General features: G+C 71.0%; 15 protein-coding genes. 10 read left to right on the top strand and 5 right to left on the bottom strand.

What is annotated here, in order from left to right:
- Positions 1-303: 303 nt before the first annotated feature.
- Positions 304-1323: a glutamine synthetase gene (gene glnII, locus AB0J64_RS00340; RefSeq protein ID WP_364018424.1), complete on the top strand. Its 1020-nt coding sequence runs from the start codon at positions 304-306 to the stop codon at positions 1321-1323.
- Positions 1324-1391: 68 nt separating this feature from the next.
- On the opposite strand, the gene AB0J64_RS00335 is transcribed toward glnII, so the two are convergent.
- The 3 genes from AB0J64_RS00335 to AB0J64_RS00325 all read right to left on the bottom strand — a co-directional run bounded on the left by AB0J64_RS00335 (position 1392) and on the right by AB0J64_RS00325 (position 4993).
- The gene (locus tag AB0J64_RS00335; RefSeq protein WP_364018422.1) at positions 1392-2930 is read right to left on the bottom strand and encodes an aldehyde dehydrogenase family protein; all 1539 of its coding nucleotides are present in this window, start codon (positions 2928-2930) and stop codon (positions 1392-1394) included.
- A 64-nt stretch (positions 2931-2994) separates the two neighbouring features.
- Positions 2995-3882 (bottom strand): UTP--glucose-1-phosphate uridylyltransferase, encoded by an 888-nt coding sequence (locus AB0J64_RS00330; RefSeq protein WP_364018420.1) that lies wholly within the window; start codon positions 3880-3882, stop codon positions 2995-2997.
- Positions 3883-3937: 55 nt separating this feature from the next.
- Positions 3938-4993, bottom strand: coding sequence for a sigma-70 family RNA polymerase sigma factor (locus AB0J64_RS00325; RefSeq protein WP_364018418.1), 1056 nt, complete (start codon positions 4991-4993; stop codon positions 3938-3940).
- A gap of 147 nt (positions 4994-5140) precedes the next feature.
- On the opposite strand from AB0J64_RS00325, the gene AB0J64_RS00320 reads away from it, so the two are divergent.
- The gene (locus AB0J64_RS00320; RefSeq protein WP_364018416.1) at positions 5141-5716 is read left to right on the top strand and encodes a dihydrofolate reductase family protein; all 576 of its coding nucleotides are present in this window, start codon (positions 5141-5143) and stop codon (positions 5714-5716) included.
- A gap of 19 nt (positions 5717-5735) precedes the next feature.
- Here the strand turns inward: AB0J64_RS00320 and AB0J64_RS00315 are convergent, their stop codons facing one another.
- Entirely contained in the window at positions 5736-6281 is a 546-nt protein-coding gene (locus AB0J64_RS00315) for a cupin domain-containing protein (RefSeq protein ID WP_364018414.1), read from the bottom strand.
- Positions 6282-6393: 112 nt separating this feature from the next.
- Between AB0J64_RS00315 and AB0J64_RS00310 the strand changes: the two genes are divergently transcribed.
- Genes AB0J64_RS00310 through AB0J64_RS00290 form a run of 5 tightly spaced genes read left to right on the top strand, consistent with a single transcriptional unit; the run spans position 6394 to position 13658 of the window.
- Positions 6394-7809 carry an SWIM zinc finger family protein gene (locus AB0J64_RS00310; RefSeq protein WP_364018412.1) on the top strand — a complete coding sequence of 472 codons (1416 nt, stop codon included), beginning with the start codon at positions 6394-6396 and terminating at the stop codon, positions 7807-7809.
- A complete protein-coding gene (locus AB0J64_RS00305; RefSeq protein ID WP_364018410.1) occupies positions 7806-9149 on the top strand; it encodes a DUF5691 domain-containing protein in 1344 nt (447 codons plus the stop codon). The genes AB0J64_RS00310 and AB0J64_RS00305 overlap by 4 nt, the downstream gene beginning before the upstream one ends.
- Positions 9146-10210: an AAA family ATPase gene (locus AB0J64_RS00300; RefSeq protein WP_364018408.1), complete on the top strand. Its 1065-nt coding sequence runs from the start codon at positions 9146-9148 to the stop codon at positions 10208-10210. The genes AB0J64_RS00305 and AB0J64_RS00300 overlap by 4 nt, the downstream gene beginning before the upstream one ends.
- Positions 10211-10233: 23 nt before the next feature.
- On the top strand, positions 10234-12504 hold the full coding sequence (locus tag AB0J64_RS00295) for a DUF5682 family protein (RefSeq protein ID WP_364018406.1): 2271 nt from the start codon (positions 10234-10236) through the stop codon (positions 12502-12504).
- A complete protein-coding gene (locus tag AB0J64_RS00290) occupies positions 12501-13658 on the top strand; it encodes a VWA domain-containing protein (RefSeq protein ID WP_364018404.1) in 1158 nt (385 codons plus the stop codon). The genes AB0J64_RS00295 and AB0J64_RS00290 overlap by 4 nt, the downstream gene beginning before the upstream one ends.
- A gap of 17 nt (positions 13659-13675) precedes the next feature.
- On the opposite strand, the gene AB0J64_RS00285 is transcribed toward AB0J64_RS00290, so the two are convergent.
- Positions 13676-15121 (bottom strand): MFS transporter, encoded by a 1446-nt coding sequence (locus AB0J64_RS00285; protein WP_364018402.1) that lies wholly within the window; start codon positions 15119-15121, stop codon positions 13676-13678.
- 109 nt (positions 15122-15230) lie between these two features.
- On the opposite strand from AB0J64_RS00285, the gene AB0J64_RS00280 reads away from it, so the two are divergent.
- From AB0J64_RS00280 to AB0J64_RS00270, 3 genes are all read left to right on the top strand, one after another.
- Entirely contained in the window at positions 15231-15956 is a 726-nt protein-coding gene (locus AB0J64_RS00280) for a TetR/AcrR family transcriptional regulator (RefSeq protein ID WP_364018400.1), read from the top strand.
- 63 nt (positions 15957-16019) lie between these two features.
- Positions 16020-17396, top strand: coding sequence for an MFS transporter (locus tag AB0J64_RS00275; RefSeq protein ID WP_364018398.1), 1377 nt, complete (start codon positions 16020-16022; stop codon positions 17394-17396).
- A gap of 10 nt (positions 17397-17406) precedes the next feature.
- Positions 17407-18411, top strand: coding sequence for an enolase C-terminal domain-like protein (locus AB0J64_RS00270; RefSeq protein WP_364018396.1), 1005 nt, complete (start codon positions 17407-17409; stop codon positions 18409-18411).
- Position 18412: the final 1 nt, after the last annotated feature.

Raw genomic sequence — 18412 nt, 5'->3', positions numbered from 1 at the left:
CCCACCTGACCCTCACACACCGAACCATCAGCAGGCATATTCGCCGACGAATCGCTTTGCAGTTGCGAGAAGATCATGACTGAGGGGTGCGACAGCTTCAGCGCACACCGGAGGCGAGTTCAACGGCGAGCAGAACCACGTCCACCTGCTGGCGCACTACCCACCCAAAGCCGCCCTGCCGGTACACCAGCGTTAACACAGGTGGGGCCTGATTAACACGGCGTTCACATATGGGCAAAAATCGGGAAACGGCCATCCGTAAGACTCGGCGTGGCTGTGAAACACCCCGAGAAAAGGACCGCCGTGAGCTACAAGGCTGAGTACATCTGGATCGACGGCACCGAGCCGACCGCTCTGCTGCGCTCGAAGACGAAGATCCTCGCCGACGGGGCCGAGCCGCCGGTCTGGGGCTTCGACGGGTCCAGCACCAACCAGGCCGAGGGTCACTCGTCGGACCGGGTGCTCCGCCCCGTGCTCGTCTGCCCCGACCCGATCCGCGGCGGTGACAACGTCCTCGTCCTGTGCGAGGTCGAGGAGATCAACGGCGAGGCGCACGTCAGCAACACCCGCGCCCTGCTCCGCCCGATCGCCGAGAAGTACGCCGAGCAGGACTCCTGGTTCGGCATCGAGCAGGAGTACACCTTCTTCAAGGGCAGCCGCCCGCTCGGCTTCCCCGAGGGCGGCTTCCCCGCCCCGCAGGGCCACTACTACTGCGGCGTGGGCGCCGAGGCCGTGTTCGGCCGCGAGATCGTCGAGCTCCACCTCGACCGCTGCCTCGCCGCCGGCCTGAAGATCTCCGGCATCAACGCCGAGGTCATGCCCGGCCAGTGGGAGTTCCAGGTTGGCCCGGCCAACCCCGTCGAGGTCTCCGACCACCTGTGGCTCGCCCGCTACCTGCTCTACCGCACCGCCGAGGAGTTCGGCGTCGAGGCCACCCTCGACCCCAAGCCCGCCCGCGGCGACTGGAACGGCGCCGGCGCGCACACCAACTTCTCGACCAAGGCCATGCGCGAGAACTACGACGCCATCATCACCGCCTGCGAGGCGCTCGGTGAGGGCGACAAGCCGATGGAGCACGTCACCCAGTACGGCGCCGACATCGAGTCCCGCCTCACCGGCCACCACGAGACCGCCCCGTGGAACAAGTACACCTACGGCGTGTCCAACCGCGGCGCGTCCGTGCGCATCCCGTGGCAGGTCGAGGTGGAGAAGAAGGGCTACATCGAGGACCGTCGCCCGAACGCCAACATCGACCCGTACGTGGTCACCCGCCTGCTGGTGAACACCTGCTGCTCGGCCCTGGAGAAGGCCGGCCAGGTCTGACCCCCGCTCGCTGAAAAGAACGGGCCCCTCGTCGCCGAGGGGCCCGTTCTTGCATCGAGACGAGACGATTATGGCAGGCGGAAGTTCAGGTCGGGCTCGATTTCCGCGACATCCATCTGGGCTTTCTGCAGGCGGCCCGAATGGTCCCAGTTCATCGCCTGCCAGCGGGTGAACTGGTCGAGCACCCACATGCCCGACTGGCGGCTGCCGTTGCCCGACTTGCCGTTGCCGCCGAACGGGAGGTGGGCCTCGGCGCCCGAGGTGGAGTTGTTGACGCTGACCATGCCCGCCGAGATGCCCTCGCGGAAGCGGAAGGCGTGCTGCGGGTCAGTGGTGTAGATGGAGCTCGACAGGCCGTAGCCGGGCAGGTTGGCCAGCTCGATGGCCTCGTCCAGGGTCCTGAACGTGGTCACGCCGACGATCGGGCCGAACGTCTCCTCCAGGAACAGCCGGTCGGTGGGCTGGACGCCGTCCACGACGACCGGGTGGTAGTAGAGGCCCTGCTCGCCGTCGAAGTCGCGGCGCGGGTTGTCCTTCGTGATCCGCCCGACATTTCCAGACACGACCTTGTGGTGGGGCTGGATCCAGGTCAGGAACTCCTCGTACCGGTCGGCGAACTTCTGGTCGAGCAGCGGACCCGCCAGCACGTCCCCGTCAGGGTGGCCGATCTTCGACTCGCGTACGGCCCGCGCGTACCGCTCCACGAACTCGTCGTGCACGCTCTCATGCACGATCACCGTGCCCAGGCTCGTGCAGCGCTGGCCGGCCGTGCCGAAGCCCGAGAACAGCGCGCCCTCGACAGCCAGGTCGAGGTCGGCGTCCGGCATGATCACCATCGGGTTCTTGCCGCCGAGCTCCAGGCAGGCCGACTGCAGGTGCCGCCCGGTCAGCTCGCCGATCTTCCGGCCCACCTCGCTGGAGCCGGTGAATCCGACCTTCTGCACGCTCCCCTCGCCGAGGGCCTGCTCCAGTCCCTCGAACGTCTCGGCGCCGTCGGCGAAGACGATGTTCAGCACGCCGTCGGGCAGCCCGGCGGCCACGAAGAGCTGGAACATGGCGTGCGCGGAGGCGGCGGCGTACTCGGCGGGCTTCCAGACGACGGCGTTGCCGCAGAGCAGCGCCGGGACCAGGTACCAGGAGGGCACGGCGACCGGGAAGTTGCCGGCGGTGACGACCGCCGCGACACCGACGGGGTTCCGGAACGTGAACAGGTTCTTGTCCGGCATCTCCGACGGGACCGTCTGCCCGTACAGCCTGCGGCCCTCGCCGAGGAAGAAGTCGCAGGTGTCAACGATCTCCCGCACCTCGCCCAGGGCCTCGGCGTACGGCTTGCCGATCTCCTCGGTCACCAGGCGGGCCAGCCGCTCGGCGTTGGCCTCGACCAGCCGCCCGATGGAGGCGATCACCCGCCCGCGCACAGGGGCGGGCACCTTGGCCCACTCGCGCTGGGCCTCCTTGGCGGCACGGCAGGCGGCGGCGAACGTGCCGGCGTCCGCCAGACCGACGTGGGCCACGACCTCGCTGGTGCGCGAGGGGTTGGTGGACTCGTACGTGGCGGTGGTGCCCGCCTCCTTGCCACCCACTATGGAAACGATCTGACGGCTCACCGGTGCCCTCCTCGTAGTTTCTCCGGACAGACAATCATCTCGCCGGAAAAAACCCAAGGCGCGCTCAGGGTGCCGCCGCGCCGTCGCTCTCCTGCGCGAGCCTGCGCAGCTCGGGCCCGTACTCCGGGTGCGCGAGCGCGGCGGCGAACTGCGCCTTGAGGTAGTTGAGCGGCGAGCCCGTGTCCCACCAGGTTCCGTCGATGACCTGCCCGTACACCGGGTGGCCGGCGGCGTGCCGGTTCAGGGCGTCGGTGAGGTAGATCTCGCCCTGCGGGTTCCGGTGCCACCTGCGTGTCTGCTCCTGGAGCTCTTCGACGACGCCGGGGGTGACGACGTACCCGCCGATGGCGGCGTAGCGTGAGGGCGCCTCCTCGGGGGACGGCTTCTCCACCAGCCCGGAGATCAGCAGGCGGCCGTCGCCGAGGTCCTCCTTGACGATCGGCACGCCGTACCGCGAGGCGTCCTCGACGGCCATCGGCATCAGGGCCAGCACGGGCGCCCCGGTGGCCTCGTACGCGGCCTTGAGCTGCTTGGCCCTGGGCACCTCCGCCACGAACACGTCGTCCGCCCACAGCACCATGAACGGCTCGTCGCCGATGACGCGGGCGGCGTTCAGCACGGGGGTGCCGTTGCCGTACGGGCCGTTCTGGTACAGGTACGTGATGTGGGCCAGCGACGACAGCTCCGCGACCGCGTCGGCCAGGTCGTCCTTGCCTGCGGCGCGGAGCTGCAGCTCGAGGTCGGTGTCGGGCGCGAAGTGCCGCTGGATGAGGTCCTTACGGGGCGAGGTGACGATGGTGATCTCGTCGATGCCGGAGTCCACGAGCTCGCGGATGGTGTGCTCGATGACGGGCTTGTCGCCGATCGGCAGCATCTCCTTGGGCAGCGCCCTGGTCAGCGGGAGCAGCCGGGTGCCGAGTCCGGCCACGGGGATGACGGCTTTGTGGACCATGCGTCTCTCCTTGATCTGGCGGCTTGATCGTACGGGGAGCGAGGCCGACGTTACCTCAGCCGTTTTGCGACGTCTTCTCCAGGATGATCTCGCCGACCTGGCGCGGCAGTGATCGCGGTAGCCCGAACGACGGAAGGACGCTGTTCTCGAAGCGGGTCATGGCGCAGATCCGGTCGCCTCGGAGGGTGAGGACGTGCAGGCCGGTCCCGTGCCGGATGCCGGTAGGAGCACGCAGGTAGGCGCCGAACGCCGGCTGACCGTTGGCTCGCGTCGGCACGAGGTCGAACCTGCGGCCCGAGCCGAACAGGTCGGCGCAGAAACCGGCCACGACGTCTCGGCCCTGGTATTCGAGGGGCAGCGGCGGCATGGATATGAAGACGTCGTCGGTCAGCAGAGCGACCAGCGCGTCGATGTCGGCGGACTCGTACGCGCTGACGAACTTCGCGACCAGCGCGTCCTCGGCGGGTGAGCCGGCGGCGGGAGGCGGTTGGAGTGGGGTGGCCGACGGTCGCCGGCGCTCCAGGCCGGCGCGCGCCCGCTTGAGAGCGCTTTTGACTGATTCGACGGTCGTGTCCAGCATGTCGGCCACCTCGCCTGCGGGGAATCCCAGGACGTCGCGCAGGACGAGGACGGCGAGCTGGCGAGGCGGCAGGACCTGAAGCGCGGTCACGAAGGCCAAGGAGATGGATTCGGTCTGCTCGTAGCGGGCCTCCGGGCCGAGCGGCACAGTGATCGCGCCTTCGAGGAGGGCGTCGGGATACGGTTCGAGCCAGACGACTTCGCCGAGCCTGGTGGGCTCGGGCGGTTCGATCCCGGGGATGTCCCACTCCTTGGCCGGGCGCCGGCTGGCCGAGCGAAGCGCGTCGAGGCATCGGTTGGTGGCGATCCGGTAGAGCCAGGTGCGGATGGAGGCGCGGCCGTCGAAGCCTCCCAGACCTCGCCAGGCGGCCAGCAAGGCCTCCTGCAGGACATCCTCGGCGTCCTGGAACGATCCGAGCATCCGGTAGCAGTGCACCTGTAGTTCGCGGCGGTGCGGCTCGGTGAGCGCGCGGAACGCCTCGCCGTCCCCGCCTTGCGCCCTGCTGATCAGGTCGGCTCTCCCCAGCTCCACTCTGGCCGCCTCTCTTGTACGCCTTGTGCTTCCTCTTCGTATGGACGCCGGTCGAGGGGCGAAAGGGGCGCTGGATGTGCGCCCCTTTTCCCGGCGTGACGTCGTCTGGACCAGTGATAGCCGACAACACGGTGAAGGAGAACCGACATGGGAAAGATCGTCATCAGCGAGAACGTCTCCCTCGACGGAGTCATCCAGGACGCGACCGGTGAGGAAGGCCTCGGGCGTGGCAATTGGTTCACGCACATCTCGGATGAGGACCGTCAGGAGTGGACCAAGGTCGAGCTCGAGGAGGCGCTGGGCGCCGAGGCTCTGCTGCTGGGGCGCCGCACCTACGCGTGGTTCGTCGCACGTGGCTGGGTGTCCCGGAGCGGTGAGTGGGCGGACCGGCTGCGCAGCCTGCCCAAGTACGTCGTCTCGGCCGGCGCGCTCGAAGATCCCACGTGGATCAACTCAGTGGTCCTGAAGGGCGACGTGGTGAAGGAGGTCGCGAAGCTGAAGCGACAGATGGACGGTGACATCGTCGTCTACGGCAGCGGTCGCCTCGTGCACACGCTGATGGAGCACGACCTGGTCGACGAACTGCGGCTGATGACCTACCCGATCGTGGTCGGGGCAGGCGCGCGGCTGTTCGGCGAGACCAGCGGCGTCAAGCCCATGCGCCTGGTCGGCACCCGCGCCGTCGGTGACGGACTCGCCTTCCTCACCTATCAGCGCGTCTGACCGGTCGTGGCTGGAGCTCTTAGGCCGTGAAGTCGGCGAAGTCGAAGCCCGGTGACACGATGCAGCTCACCAGTACCGGCTCGTCGGAGGCCGGGCGGGCCGACTGCCACACGCCGCCGGGCACGGTCGCCTGGGGGACCTCACCGTCCTCCACGCGCGGTCCCAGGGTGATCGTGGTGTCGCCGATCGTCAGGCTCAGCGGGCCGCCTCGGTGCCACAGCCAGACCTCGTCCGACCTGACCCTGTGCGGCACCGACGCCTCGCCCGGGTTCAGCAGGAAGTAGATGCCGGTGGCACTGGCCCGCGGCCCCGGGTACCCGTCCGGCCGGAACGTCACGGCCGTCCTCCACGTCTCCCTGAACCAGCCGCCTTCGGGGTGGGGGAGCAGGTCGAGGGCCTCTGCGATGGGCGGGCGCGTGACGAACGCGGCCGGAGCGCCCGTGACGTCCCTGCGCAGGAAGCGGTTGCCGTCCAGGACGAGCTGCCCGTCGAGCGGGGCGGCGAGGGCCGCTGCCTCGTCGGGCACCTCTATGGACGGGCCGTCGGGGTACGTGCGCAGCTCCACTTGGCAGAGTTTATGCCAATAAATCGGGACAAGGGGGGTGACGCATACCGGGTCTCTGGGCAGCTCGCGAACTTAACGCGAAATGTCGGTCGAGGTGGCTAGTCTGCGGCAGGTGATCGAACGGTGGAGCCGTGATCAGGTCCTCGCCCTTGCCCCCGACGCGTCGTCCCAGAAGGCGGCTCAAGGGGTGGCGACGCCCGGGAAATGGTCGTTGCGCGGCACGACAGGCACGATCTTGTACGGCGAGTGCAAGGGGAGCGGGGCCAGGCCCTACCTTGCCTGCGTCGACCTGACCGAGCCCGCGTACCGGTGCAGTTGCCCGAGCCGGAAGTTCCCGTGCAAGCACGCGCTCGGACTGCTGCTCATGTGGTCCGCTGACGGGCTGCCCGTCACGGAGGGCGCCCCGCAGTGGGTGACCGAGTGGGTCGAGGGGCGGGCCGAGCGGGCCGCCAAGGCGGCGGCCAAGATCGAGGCTGCCCGCGCCAGGAAAGCCGCGGAGAGCGATGTTCCCGATGGCGGGGGGAGCAGCGCGGCCTCCGGGAGCGGGGCCGCCGGGGGCGGGCGGTCGCGGGCCGATGGGGAGGTCGCGGCGGCGTCCGAGAGGCGCCCCGAGTCCGTACGGCATGGTCGCGTCGCCGCCGGGCTGACCGAGCTGGAGCGGTGGCTCGATGACCAGGTGCGGCAAGGGCTGGCGGGGGCCGCCGAGCACGAGTGGGAAGGGCTGGCCAAGCGGCTCATCGACGCTCAGGCACCCGGCGTGGCGGGGATCGTGTCCAGGCTGGGCCGGGTCCGGGCGGACGCCGACTGGCCGGGGCGCCTGCTCGAGGAGTACGCGCTGATCCGGCTGCTCGCCATCGCCTACCGGCGGCGGGCGGAGCTGCCCGCGCCACTGGCCGAGACCGTGCTGGGCCGGGTCGGGTTCCCGGTAGGCCGGGACGAGGTGCTGGCCGGGCCCGGGGTGCGCGATCGGTGGGACGTGCTGGGCAGGCGCGACGAAGTGCAGGACCGGCTGACCGCCCGTCGGGTGTGGCTGCGAGGGCGCCACACCGGACGGGCGGCGCTGGTGCTCTCGTTCGCGCCGCAGGGGCAGCCGCTCGACGCCTCCCTGGTCACCGGGACGACGATCGATGCCGACCTCGGTTTCTACCCGGGCGCCGCCCCGTTGAGAGCGCTCGTCGCCGCCCGCTACGACTCGGGCGAGGACCACGTCTCCAGGGGAGCGCCGCCGGCCGACGACGGTGGCTCCACGGGGGCGCCGCCCGGCGTGTCGCCGGATGGGGCGCTCGACGAGGTGGCCAGGGTGCTGGCCGAGGATCCGTGGACCGAGTCGTGGCCGCTCGTGCTGGCCGGGGTGGTGCCCGGGCGGGCCTCGCTCGGCGGCCTCCCGCTGCACCCCATGGCGCGTGATCCGTGGCGGCTGATCGCCGTCTCCGGGGGTCGCCCGCTCACTGTGGCGGTGGAGTGGACACCCCGGGGGTTGCGGCCCCTGACCACCTGGGACGACGAAGGAACGGCGGTGATCCTGTGACCGGCTGGGAAGAGCTGGCATCCACGGCGCTCGTGGGCACCGATCGCAGGCCGTACCAGGGAGATCTGCTCGAAGCCGCGGCCGTCGAAGTGGCGCGGCGCAGGGCCGGGCGCAGGGTCGGGGAGGCCGAGCGGCAGGACCCCGCGCCCGATGAGGAGCGGGCGGCCGTGGGACGGCGGGCGGCCGAGCGGCTGGCGCGGATCATGGGTGGCGAGCACGAGAGGCTGCTCCCCGAATGGCTGGCCGCGGCCGCAGGCACCGGCAGGAGGGTGCCGCCTTACGTGCTGCCCGAACTCCTGGACAGAGGGCGGCGGGACCGTTCGATCCGGGTGCATCTCGGGGTGCTGGCCGGGCAGCGGGGGCGGTGGCTGGCCGGGGTCAATCCCGCCTGGGACTACCTGCTCGAGGAGCCGACCGGGGAGACGTGGGAGCTGGGCGGCGCCGCGGATCGGCGTGAGCACCTGCGTGCCCTCAGGAAGGCCGATCCCGGCCGGGCCAGGCGGCTGCTCGAGAGCACGTGGGAGCGGGAGACGCCCGACGATCGGGCCGAGTTCGCGGAGGTGCTGGCCGACGGGCTGAGCATGGAGGACGAGCCGTTCCTGGAGAGCGCGCTCGACGACCGCCGCCGAGAGGTGCGCCAGGCCGCCGCCAACCTCCTCACCCGCCTCCCCGGGTCGCGCCTGTCCCAGCGCATGGCCGAACGGGCGCGCGCCTGCGTGGCCATCAAGGGGAACGTCATCGCCGTCGAAGCCCCCGAGGCCTGCGACAAGGCGATGGAGCGCGACGGCGTGCGCCCCAAACCGCCGAGAGGCATCGGCGAGCGGGCCTGGTGGCTGCAGCAGGTCCTCGCCCGTGCTCCGCTGGGGGTCTGGGGCCACCCGCCCGCGCGGCTGCTCAAGATGAGGATCCCCGACTGGGACGCCGAGGTGAAGGCGGCCTGGGTACGTGCCGCGATCCTGCAGAAGGATCCAGGGTGGGCACGGGCGATGTTCGGGTGGGACCCGATCGCGGACCTGCTGGATTCTCTGCCGCCCGACGAGCAGCAGGAACTCGCCGCCGATTTCGTGAAAAAGCATGACCTGGACAGTCAGTTGATCATGGTGTTGGGCGGAGTGTCGTCCCACTGGCGCGAGGGCCTGGCCACGGCCGTCCTCCGCAAGATCGTGAAGGTGGCCACCACGCAGCCCTGGAACCTCGGGGAGCTGGTCAAGATGGCGGGCGAGCGCATCGACCCGGCCCTGTTCCCGCTGGTCCTGAGCTACTCACCCGTGGAGTCCATCCAGCAGGTGGCCGCCCTGCTGCGTTTCCGTGCCGAAATGTACAAGGAGCTTTGCCCATGACCGTTCTGCGTCCGCACGCGGAAGACCAGTACGCCGAGGAGCTGGCCGTCCTGGCCAAGGACGACGACCGGCCCAGGCCGCCTGGCTGGAAGCTGTCGCCGTGGGCCGTGACCACGTACATCCTGGGCGACGGCGACCGCATCACCCCCAAATACGTGGGCGCGCGCCGCATCGTCGAGGTCGCCGTCGCCACGCTGGCCACCGACCGCGCGCTGCTGCTGCTCGGCGTGCCCGGCACGGCGAAGACCTGGCTGTCCGAGCATCTGGCCGCCGCCATCAGCGGCGACTCCACCCTGCTCGTGCAGGGCACCGCGGGCACCGCCGAGGAGGCCATCCGGTACGGCTGGAACTACGCGAGACTGCTGGCCGAGGGCCCCTCGATCGAGGCGCTGACCCCGTCGCCCGTGATGCGCGCCATGGCCGAGGGCCGGGTCGCCCGGGTGGAGGAGCTCACCCGCATGCCGTCCGACGTACAGGATGCCCTGATCACCGTCCTGTCCGAGAAGACGCTGCCGATCCCCGAGCTCAACCGCGAGGTCCAGGCCGAACGCGGCTTCAACGTCATCGCCACGGCCAACGACCGCGACCGGGGCGTCAACGAGCTGTCCAGCGCGCTGCGCCGCCGCTTCAACACGGTCGTGCTGCCGGTCCCGGCCACGGCCGAGGAGGAGGTGGACATCGTCTCGCGCCGCGTCACCCAGCTCGGGCACGCGCTGGAGCTGCCCGAGACGACGACCGGACTGGCGGAGATCCGGCGGGTGGTGACGGTCTTCCGCGAGCTGCGCATGGGCGTCACCGAGGACGGGCGCACCAAGGTCAAGTCGCCCAGCGGCACCCTGTCCACGGCCGAGGCCATCTCGGTGCTCACCAACGGCATCGCCCTCGCGGCCCACTTCGGCGACGGGGTGCTGCGTCCCTCCGACGTGGCCGCCGGGATCGTGGGGGCGGTGGTGCAGGAGCCGGTGTCGGACCGGGTGGTGTGGCGCGAATACCTGGAGACGGTGGTCCGCGAGCGCCCCGACTGGCGCGACTTCTACCGCGCCTGCCGCGAGGCCATATGAGCACCACACCGACCTCTGACCCCATGACCCCCACCACCGGGACTTCGGTCAGTGGGGCCGACGTCTTCGTGCTGGGAGTGCGGCATCACGGGCCGGGCTCGGCGCGGGCCGTGCGGCGGGAGCTCGAACGCCTGCGCCCCCACGCCATCCTCATCGAGGGACCGCCCGAGGCCGACGCCCTCGTGGCGCTCGCGCCCGAGCTGGAGCCGCCCGTCGCGCTCCTGGCCCATGTCCCGGGGGCCCCGGCGCGGGCCGCGTTCTGGCCGTTCGCCGCCTTCTCGCCCGAGTGGCAGGCCATCCTGTACGGCACCTCCACCGGCATCCCGGTGAGCTTCTGCGACCTGCCCGCGGCCCATTCGCTGGCGACGGAGGCGGACGAAGAGCACGAAGACGGCATGCGGGCCGACCCCATCGGGAGTCTCGCCGCGGCGGCCGGATACGACGACCCGGAACGCTGGTGGGAGGACGTCGTAGAACACCGGGGCGACACCCCCTTTGAAGTGATCGCCGAGGCCATGGCCGCCGTACGCGAGGGCTACGAGCCGGACGCGCGGGAGGCCAGGCGCGAGGCGTACATGCGCAAGACCCTCCGCGCGGCCGTCAAGCAGGGCTACGGCCGGATCGCGGTGATCTGCGGCGCCTGGCACGTCCCGGCGCTGACGGGCAGGCTGCCGACCGTCGCGCAGGACAACGCGACGCTGCGCGGGCTCCCCAAGGTCAAGGCCGAGCTGACGTGGGTGCCGTGGACGTACGGGCGGCTGGCCTCCTGGAGCGGCTACGGCGCGGGGATCACCTCGCCCGGCTGGTACCACCACCTGTTCGGCGCGCCGGACCGGCCCGTGGAGCGGTGGCTCGCCGAGGCCGCCGCGGTGCTGCGCGACGAGGGGCTGGCCGTGTCGTCCGCGCACGTCATCGAGTCCGTACGCCTCGCGCACAGCCTGGCCGCCCTGCGCGGCCGGCCCCTGGCCGGGCTCGGCGAGGTCACCGAGGCGGCCAGGGCCGTGCTGTGCGAGGGCGACGACCTGGCCGTCGAGCTGATCCAGCGGCGCATGGTCGTCGGCGACCGGCTCGGCCACGTCACCGACGGCACGCCGATGGTGCCGCTCCAGCGGGACCTGCGCGAACAGCAGCGACGGCTCAGGCTCAAGCCCGAGGCGCTCGACCGCGAGATCGACCTCGACCTGCGCAAACCGCTCGACCTCGACCGCAGCCACCTGCTGCACCGGCTCAGGCTGCTCGGCGTCGGCTGGGGCACGCCGGGCGAGTCACGGGGGAAGGGCACCTTCAGGGAGACCTGGACGCTGCAGTGGCGGCCCGAGCACGACCTGGCGCTCATCGAACAGGCCGCCCTCGGCACCACGGTGGCCGGGGCGGCGGCGCAGCGGGCCAGGGACCTGGCCGCGACGGACAAGACCGCACTGGCGGACCTGACGTCGCTGGTCGAGCAGTGCCTGCTGGCCGACCTGCCGCAGGCGCTGCCCGAGGTGCTGGCCGCCCTGTCGGCCAAGGCGGCGCTCGACACCGACGTGACGCACCTGATGGCGGCGCTGCCGGCGATGGTACGCGCCCACCGGTACGGCGACGTCCGTGGCACCCCGGCCGAGGGGCTGGCGGTGATCGTGCGCTCGATGCTGGACCGGATCCGCGTCGGCCTGCCGGTCGCGGTCACGGGAGTGGACGACGAGGCGGCCGCCGACCTGCTCAAACACGTCGACGCGGTGCACGCGGCCGTCGCCCTCCTGACGACCGGCGACAGCGGCGACAGCGGCGACAGCGACGGCAGCGGCGACAGCGGCGACAGCCACGACAACGCCTCGCCGCGCAGCCGCTGGCTGGTCACCCTGCGCGGCATCAGCGACCGGCAGGACCTGCACGGTCTCATCGAAGGACGGCTCACCAGGATCCTGCTGGACTCCGGTGAGCTCGACGACGCGGCCGACCGCATGGCCAGGGCCATGTCCAGGGGGCAGACCCCGGCCAGGGCGGCGGCGTGGGTGGAGGGGTTCCTGGCGGGCGGCGGGCTGCTGCTGGTGCACGATCCCCGGCTGCTGAGCCTGGTGGACGGGTGGCTCACGGGGCTGTCCTGCGACCAGTTCACCGACGTGCTGCCGCTGCTGCGCCGTACGTTCGGCGGGTTCGCCGCGCCGGAGCGCAGGGCGATCGGGCAGCGCGTCCGCTCGGCCGGGGGCGGCCGGCGGGAAGGGGAGCAGGACGTGGACGAGCGGCGCGCGGCGGCGGCCGTCGCGACCGTGCTCGCGATTGTCGGCAAGGCAGAGGGAGAGTCGGACGGATGAGCGCGACCAGCGAGGGGAACGACGAGCGCCTGCGCAGGTGGCGGCTGGTGCTGGGCGGCGGCGACGCCGACGGCACCGGATGCGGGCTGGAGGGCGTCGACGCGCGGATGGACTCCGCGCTGTCCGCCGTCTACGACCAGGACGGCGGCAGGGAGGGCGGGCTCGGCGCGTCAGCGCCCCGGGTGGCGCGCTGGCTCGGCGACATCCGCACGTACTTCCCCTCCACGGTCGTCCAGGTCATGCAGAAGGACGCCATCGAGAAGCTCAACCTCACCCGGCTCCTCCTGGAGCCGGAGATGCTCGAGGCCGTCGAGCCGGACGTGCACCTCGTCGGCACCCTGCTCGCGCTCAACCGGGTCATGCCCGACCAGGCCCGCGAGTCCGCCAGGGCCGTGGTGCGCAGAGTGGTGGACGAGCTCGAACGGAGGCTGGCCCAGAAGACCAGGGCGGCCGTGGCCGGCGCGCTCGACCGTTCGGCCAGGACCCACCGCCCCAAGAGGGTGGCCGACATCGACTGGGACCGCACGATCCGGGCCAACCTCAAGAACTACCTGCCGGAGAAGAACACGGTCGTCCCCTCGCGGCTCGTCGGCTACGCCCGCAGGCAGCGGTCGGTGCAGCGCGAGGTCGTGCTCTGCATCGACCAGAGCGGGTCGATGGCGGCGTCGGTGGTGTATTCGAGCGTGTTCGGGGCGGTGCTGGCGTCGATGCGCTCGCTCAAGACGTCCCTCGTGGTGTTCGACACGGCGGTGGTGGATCTCACCGAGCAGCTGCACGACCCGGTGGAGCTGTTGTTCGGCACCCAGCTGGGCGGCGGCACCGACATCAACCGGGCCATCGCGTACTCCCAGGGCCTCATCACCCGGCCGACCGACTCCATCTTCGTCCTGATCAGCGACCTGTACGAGGGCGGCGTCAGGGAGGAGATGCTGCGCCGGGTGGCCGCGATGACGCAGGCGGGCGTCCAGGTGATCGTGCTGCTCGCGCTCTCGGACGAGGGCGCGCCGTTCTACGACCACGAGAACGCCGCCGCGCTGGCCGCGATGGGCGTGCCCGCGTTCGCGTGCACGCCCGACGCCTTCCCCGACCTGATGGCGGCCGCGATCGAGCGGCGCGACATCGTGCAGTGGGCCGAACGTCACATCGCGGTGTGACGTGCCCGGCCCCGCTCTCAATGGCCCTGGCCGTCCGCCCTGGCCTTGCGCGGCAGCAGGTACGACAGGGCGAAGGTCAGGGCCAGCAGCCCCACCTCGACCCAGACCGTGACCTGCATCGAGGAGCCGAAGCTCCACCGGTTCTGGAGCAGGTTGAAGAAGAGCGTGCCCAGCACGGCGGTGCCGAGCGCGCCGCCGAGCTGCTGGATCGCGGTCAGCGTGCCGGAGGCGGAGCCCGACTCGTGCGGCTCGACCCCCGCGAGCACGATGTCGAAGAACGGCGCCATGGTCAGCCCCATGCCGATGCCGACGAGAGCGAGCCCGGGAGCCAGCTGCCAGCTGCCGACGTCGAGCCCGGCCAGGTGGATGGTCAGGGCGAGCACGGCGGCGCCGGCCGCCATGACGACGGTGCCGATCTGCAGCAGGCCGCGGCCCAGCTTCTCCTGCAGCCCGGACATCGCCAGCCCGAAGCCGATCACGCCGCCGATCGCCTGCGGCAGACCGGTGAGGCCGGCCTGGAGCGGGCTGAAGCCGAGGCCGAGCTGGGTGTAGAGGTTGAAGACCAGGCCGAAACCCATCATGCCGGAGAAGAACGCCAGCCCGGCCACCAGACCGCCGGTGAAGGCGCGCTTGCGGAACAGCCCGGGCGTGACCAGCGGGTCCTTGCCGGAGGCCGCCCGGCGGGACTCGTAGCGGGCGAAGACGGCGAAGAGCACGATCGAGGCCGCCATCGACACGTACGTCCACACGGGCCAGCCCAGCTCGCGGCCCTGGATGAGGGGGTAGATCAGCAGGAACGAGGCCACCGAGACGAGCGCGACGCCGACGAGGTCCAGCCTGGTGGCGTTCGAGAGGCGGTATTCGGGCAGGAAGCGCATCCCGGCCAGCGCGGCGGCCAGGCCGATGGGCAGGTTGATCAGGAAGATCATGCGCCAGCCCGTACCGAAGAAGTCGGCGTCGACCAGCCATCCGGCCAGCACGGGACCGCCCACGGACGAGATGGTCATGACCGGGCCGAACATGCCGAACGCCTTGCCCATGTCCTGCGGCGGGAACATCTCCCTGATCAGCCCGAGGCCCTGCGGGAGCATCACGGCGCCGAACAGGCCCTGCAACACCCGGCTGGCGATCAGCATCTCGGGCCCGGCCGAGACGCCGCAGAGCAGGGAGGCGGTGGTGAAGCCGAGCGCGCCGATCACGAACATGCGCTTCCTGCCGAACAGGTCGCCGAGCCGGCCGCCGGTGATCAGCCCGACGGCCATGGCCAGGGTGTATCCGGCGCCGAGCCACTGCACGATGCTGTCGCCGCCGCCGACGTCCTTCTGGATGCTCGGTGCGGCGATCGTCGTCACGAGCGCGTCGAGCAGGTCCATGACCTCGGCGGCCAGGATCACGAAGAGGGCGGCCCAGCGCCAGCGGTAGGGCTGGACCTCGGTCGTCGCCTCTGAGGAGGTGACTGTCATGGGGGGACTCCTTAAAACGGTGTTCTATTTAACGAACGCTGTTCGTTACGAACACTGTTTTAAGGCCGAACACTGTTCGTGTCAAGTACAGCGTTCGTATACTGGTCGCATGGCAGGATCCGAGGACGTCCCCACGCCCCCATGGCGCAAGTCACGCAAGCCGACGCCGCTCAAGCGGCAGCTCAGCCAGGACCTGATCGTCGACGCCGGCCTGCGGATCGTCGACGCCGAGGGGCTCGACGCGCTGAGCATGAGACGCGTCGCCCAGGAGTTCGACACGGGGCCCGCCTCGCTCTACGCGCACGTGGCCAACAAGGAGGAGCTGCTCGAGCTCATCTACGAACGGGTCCTCGGCGAGATCGAGCTGCCCGAGCATGATCCGAGCCGCTGGAAGGAGCAGCTCCGGGCGTACGTCATGGAGGTGCACCGGGTGCTGACCGCCCACGCCGACGTGGCGCGGGTGGCGCTGGCCAACATCCCGTCGGGGGAGCACTCGATCCTCGCGGGCGAGTTCGTCTTCGGGCTGCTGATCAAGGCCGGCATGTCCCCGCGGGACGCGTCCCTGTCGATGGACCGGATCCACCTGTACGTCACCGGCGACGCGTACGAGGGCTCCCTGCACTACACGCGCATGCGCGCGGCCGGGCTGGACGACCCGCGGGAGTACTTCGAGCACTTCGCCAGGCAGCTCGCCGACTACTACCGTGCGCTGCCGTCGGAGCGCTTCCCGCACATCCAGAAGTTCGTGGACGACCTGATCGCCGACGACGGCGAGGAGCGCTTCCGCTACGGCCTCGAGCTGCTCCTCGACGGCATCGAGGCCCGCATGCCCTAGGCCCAAATGCCTAGGCCCCGCGCCCGATGTGCTGGCATGCGGTTTCGCCATAGTTTTCCGCGTATGACGACGACAACGGTTGAGAGATCTACGGCGGGCGTGGTGTCCGCGCAGTACCGCGCGCTCAGCATCGGGCTGGTCGCGCTGGTTATGCTGGTGGCTTTCGAGGCGATGGCGGTGGCCACGGCGATGCCGGTGGTGGCCCGCGAGCTCGACGGCATGCATCTGTACAACCTGGCCTTCAGCGCCACCCTGGCGGCCGGCGTGATCGGGACGGTCCTGGGCGGGCGGTGGAGCGACGTCCGCGGGCCGCTGCAGCCGATCGCGGTCGGTGTGGCGGGCTTCGTGGCCGGGCTGCTGCTGGCGGGGCTCGCGCCGACCATGGAGCTGTTCGTGGCGGGCCGGTTCGTGCAGGGGCTCGGGGGAGGGCTGATCCAGGTCTCCCTGTACGTGCTCGTCGCCCGGGTCTATCCGCCGGCCATGCATCCCAAGGTGTTCGCCCTGTTCTCGGCCGCCTGGGTGGTGCCGTCCATGGTCGGCCCGGCCATCGCCGGTTTCGTGGTCGAGAACGCCGACTGGCGGTGGGTCTTCATCGGCGTGGCCTTGATCGTCATCCCGTCGGCGCTGCTGCTCTGGCGCGGCACCGCGGGCCGCGAGGTGGAGAGCGGCATCGCCGGGCCCGCTCCGGGCCTGGGCCGCAAGCTCGTCTGGGCCACGCTGACCGCCGTCGCCGCCGCCTTGATCCAGTACGGCAGCGCGCTCAAGCTCGCCGGCCTGCCGCTGCTGCTCGGCGGCGTCGTCCTGGTGGCCGTGGCCCTGCCCAGGCTGCTGCTGCCCGGCTCGCTCAGGGCCGCCCCCGGCCTGCCGACCGCGCCCGTGCTGCGCGGCCTGGCCTTCGGCTCGCTGACGGCGTCCGAGGTGCTCATCCCGCTCATGCTGATCAACGAGCGCGGCCTGACCGCCACCGGCGCGGGCGTCGTCCTCACCGTCGGCGCCCTCGGCTGGTCCACCGGTTCCTGGATCAAGGGCCGCGGCACGATCAGCAACATGACCGCCATCCGGGGCGGCACCGCCATGGTCGCCATCGGCATCGCGCTGATGATGCTCGTGCTCATCGACTCACTGCCGGTCGCGGTCGCGTACGCGGCGATGGCCGTCGCGGGCCTCGGCATCGGCGCGGTGCACCCGACGGTGTCCGTGCTGGTGCTGGAGATGTCCAAGGAGGGCGAGGAGGGCCAGAACAGCGCGGCCGTCGGCGTGGGCGAGTCGGTGTTCACCGTGGTGGCCGTCGCGCTCAGCGGAGCCCTGTTCACCGCCACGGGGGAGAGCTACGCGATCGGCCTGTCGTTCACCGCGGCGCTCGCGGTCGCGGCCTTTCTGCTCGCCCCGCGTTTTGTCCACCGGCGCGCAGCAGGCACTATGGAGGGAGCCGCGTCATAAAGGGGGGTACATGCCGCGAGTGCGGGAGCTTGAGGTCTTCCGACTGGTTCTGCCGTACGGCAGGAGGTCGGAGACCCTGCTCGTGAAGCTCACCGACCACGGCGGCATGACCGGCTGGGGCGAGGCCATCTCCCCTCAGCCGAAGACGTGGTCACGGCTGGAGGAGTCGCTGGCGTCGCTGCTGATCGGCGTCGACTGGGAGCACCCCGACACGGTGCCGAGCGGCGACCCAGCGGTCGACATGGCCTGCTGGGACCTGTGGACCAGGATGCGCGGGGTGCCGCTCGCCGAGGCGATCGGCGGCACCCGCACCTCCCTCATGGCCACCGTGCGGCTGACCCCCGACGCGTCCGTGGAGAGTCTGGTCTCCCGGGTCAACCAGCAGGTCTGCGCCGGGTACGGGCACGTCACGCTGGACATCAGGCCCGGCTGGGACGTCGAGCCCGTACGCGCGGTGCGGCAGGCGTACCCGGCCCTGACCCTGGCCGTCGACTGCGGCAACGCCTACACCGACCTCGGCCAGCTCGTCGCCCTCGACTCCTACGGCCTGGAGGTCATCGAGCGGCCCTTCGCCGCCGGCGACGTCTTCACGCACGCCTCGCTGCAGGACCAGGTGTCCGCCTCGGTCGCGGTCGAGGTCACCTCCACCGCCGAGCTGGACGACTACCTGACGCTGCGGGCGGCGAAGGTGCTGCTGCTGCGGCCCACCCTGTTCCCCTCGCTGTCGGAGTCCCGCCGGGCGCACGACCGGGCCGCGGCGGCGGGCTGGGACATCCAGTGCGCGGGCGGCCAGGGCGCGGGGCTGGCCAGGGCGGCGACGGTGGCGATCGCCAGCCTGCCCGGCTGCACGCTGCCGTGCGATGTGACGCAGCCGCCACGCCAGAACCAGATCGTCAACCCGATCGTGGGCGCGAACGCGGGCGTCATCGCCGTGCCCCTCACCCAGTCGGGGCTGGGACACGACATCGACGAGACGCGGCTGCGGAGATTGGCGAAGGAGTCATTCCACGCGTAGG

Source organism: Nonomuraea sp. NPDC049695 (assembly GCF_040674955.1).
Lineage (GTDB): Bacteria > Actinomycetota > Actinomycetes > Streptosporangiales > Streptosporangiaceae > Nonomuraea > Nonomuraea helvata.
The sequence above is the reverse complement of the archived record's forward strand: the minus strand, read 5'-3'. Positions and strand labels throughout refer to the sequence as shown.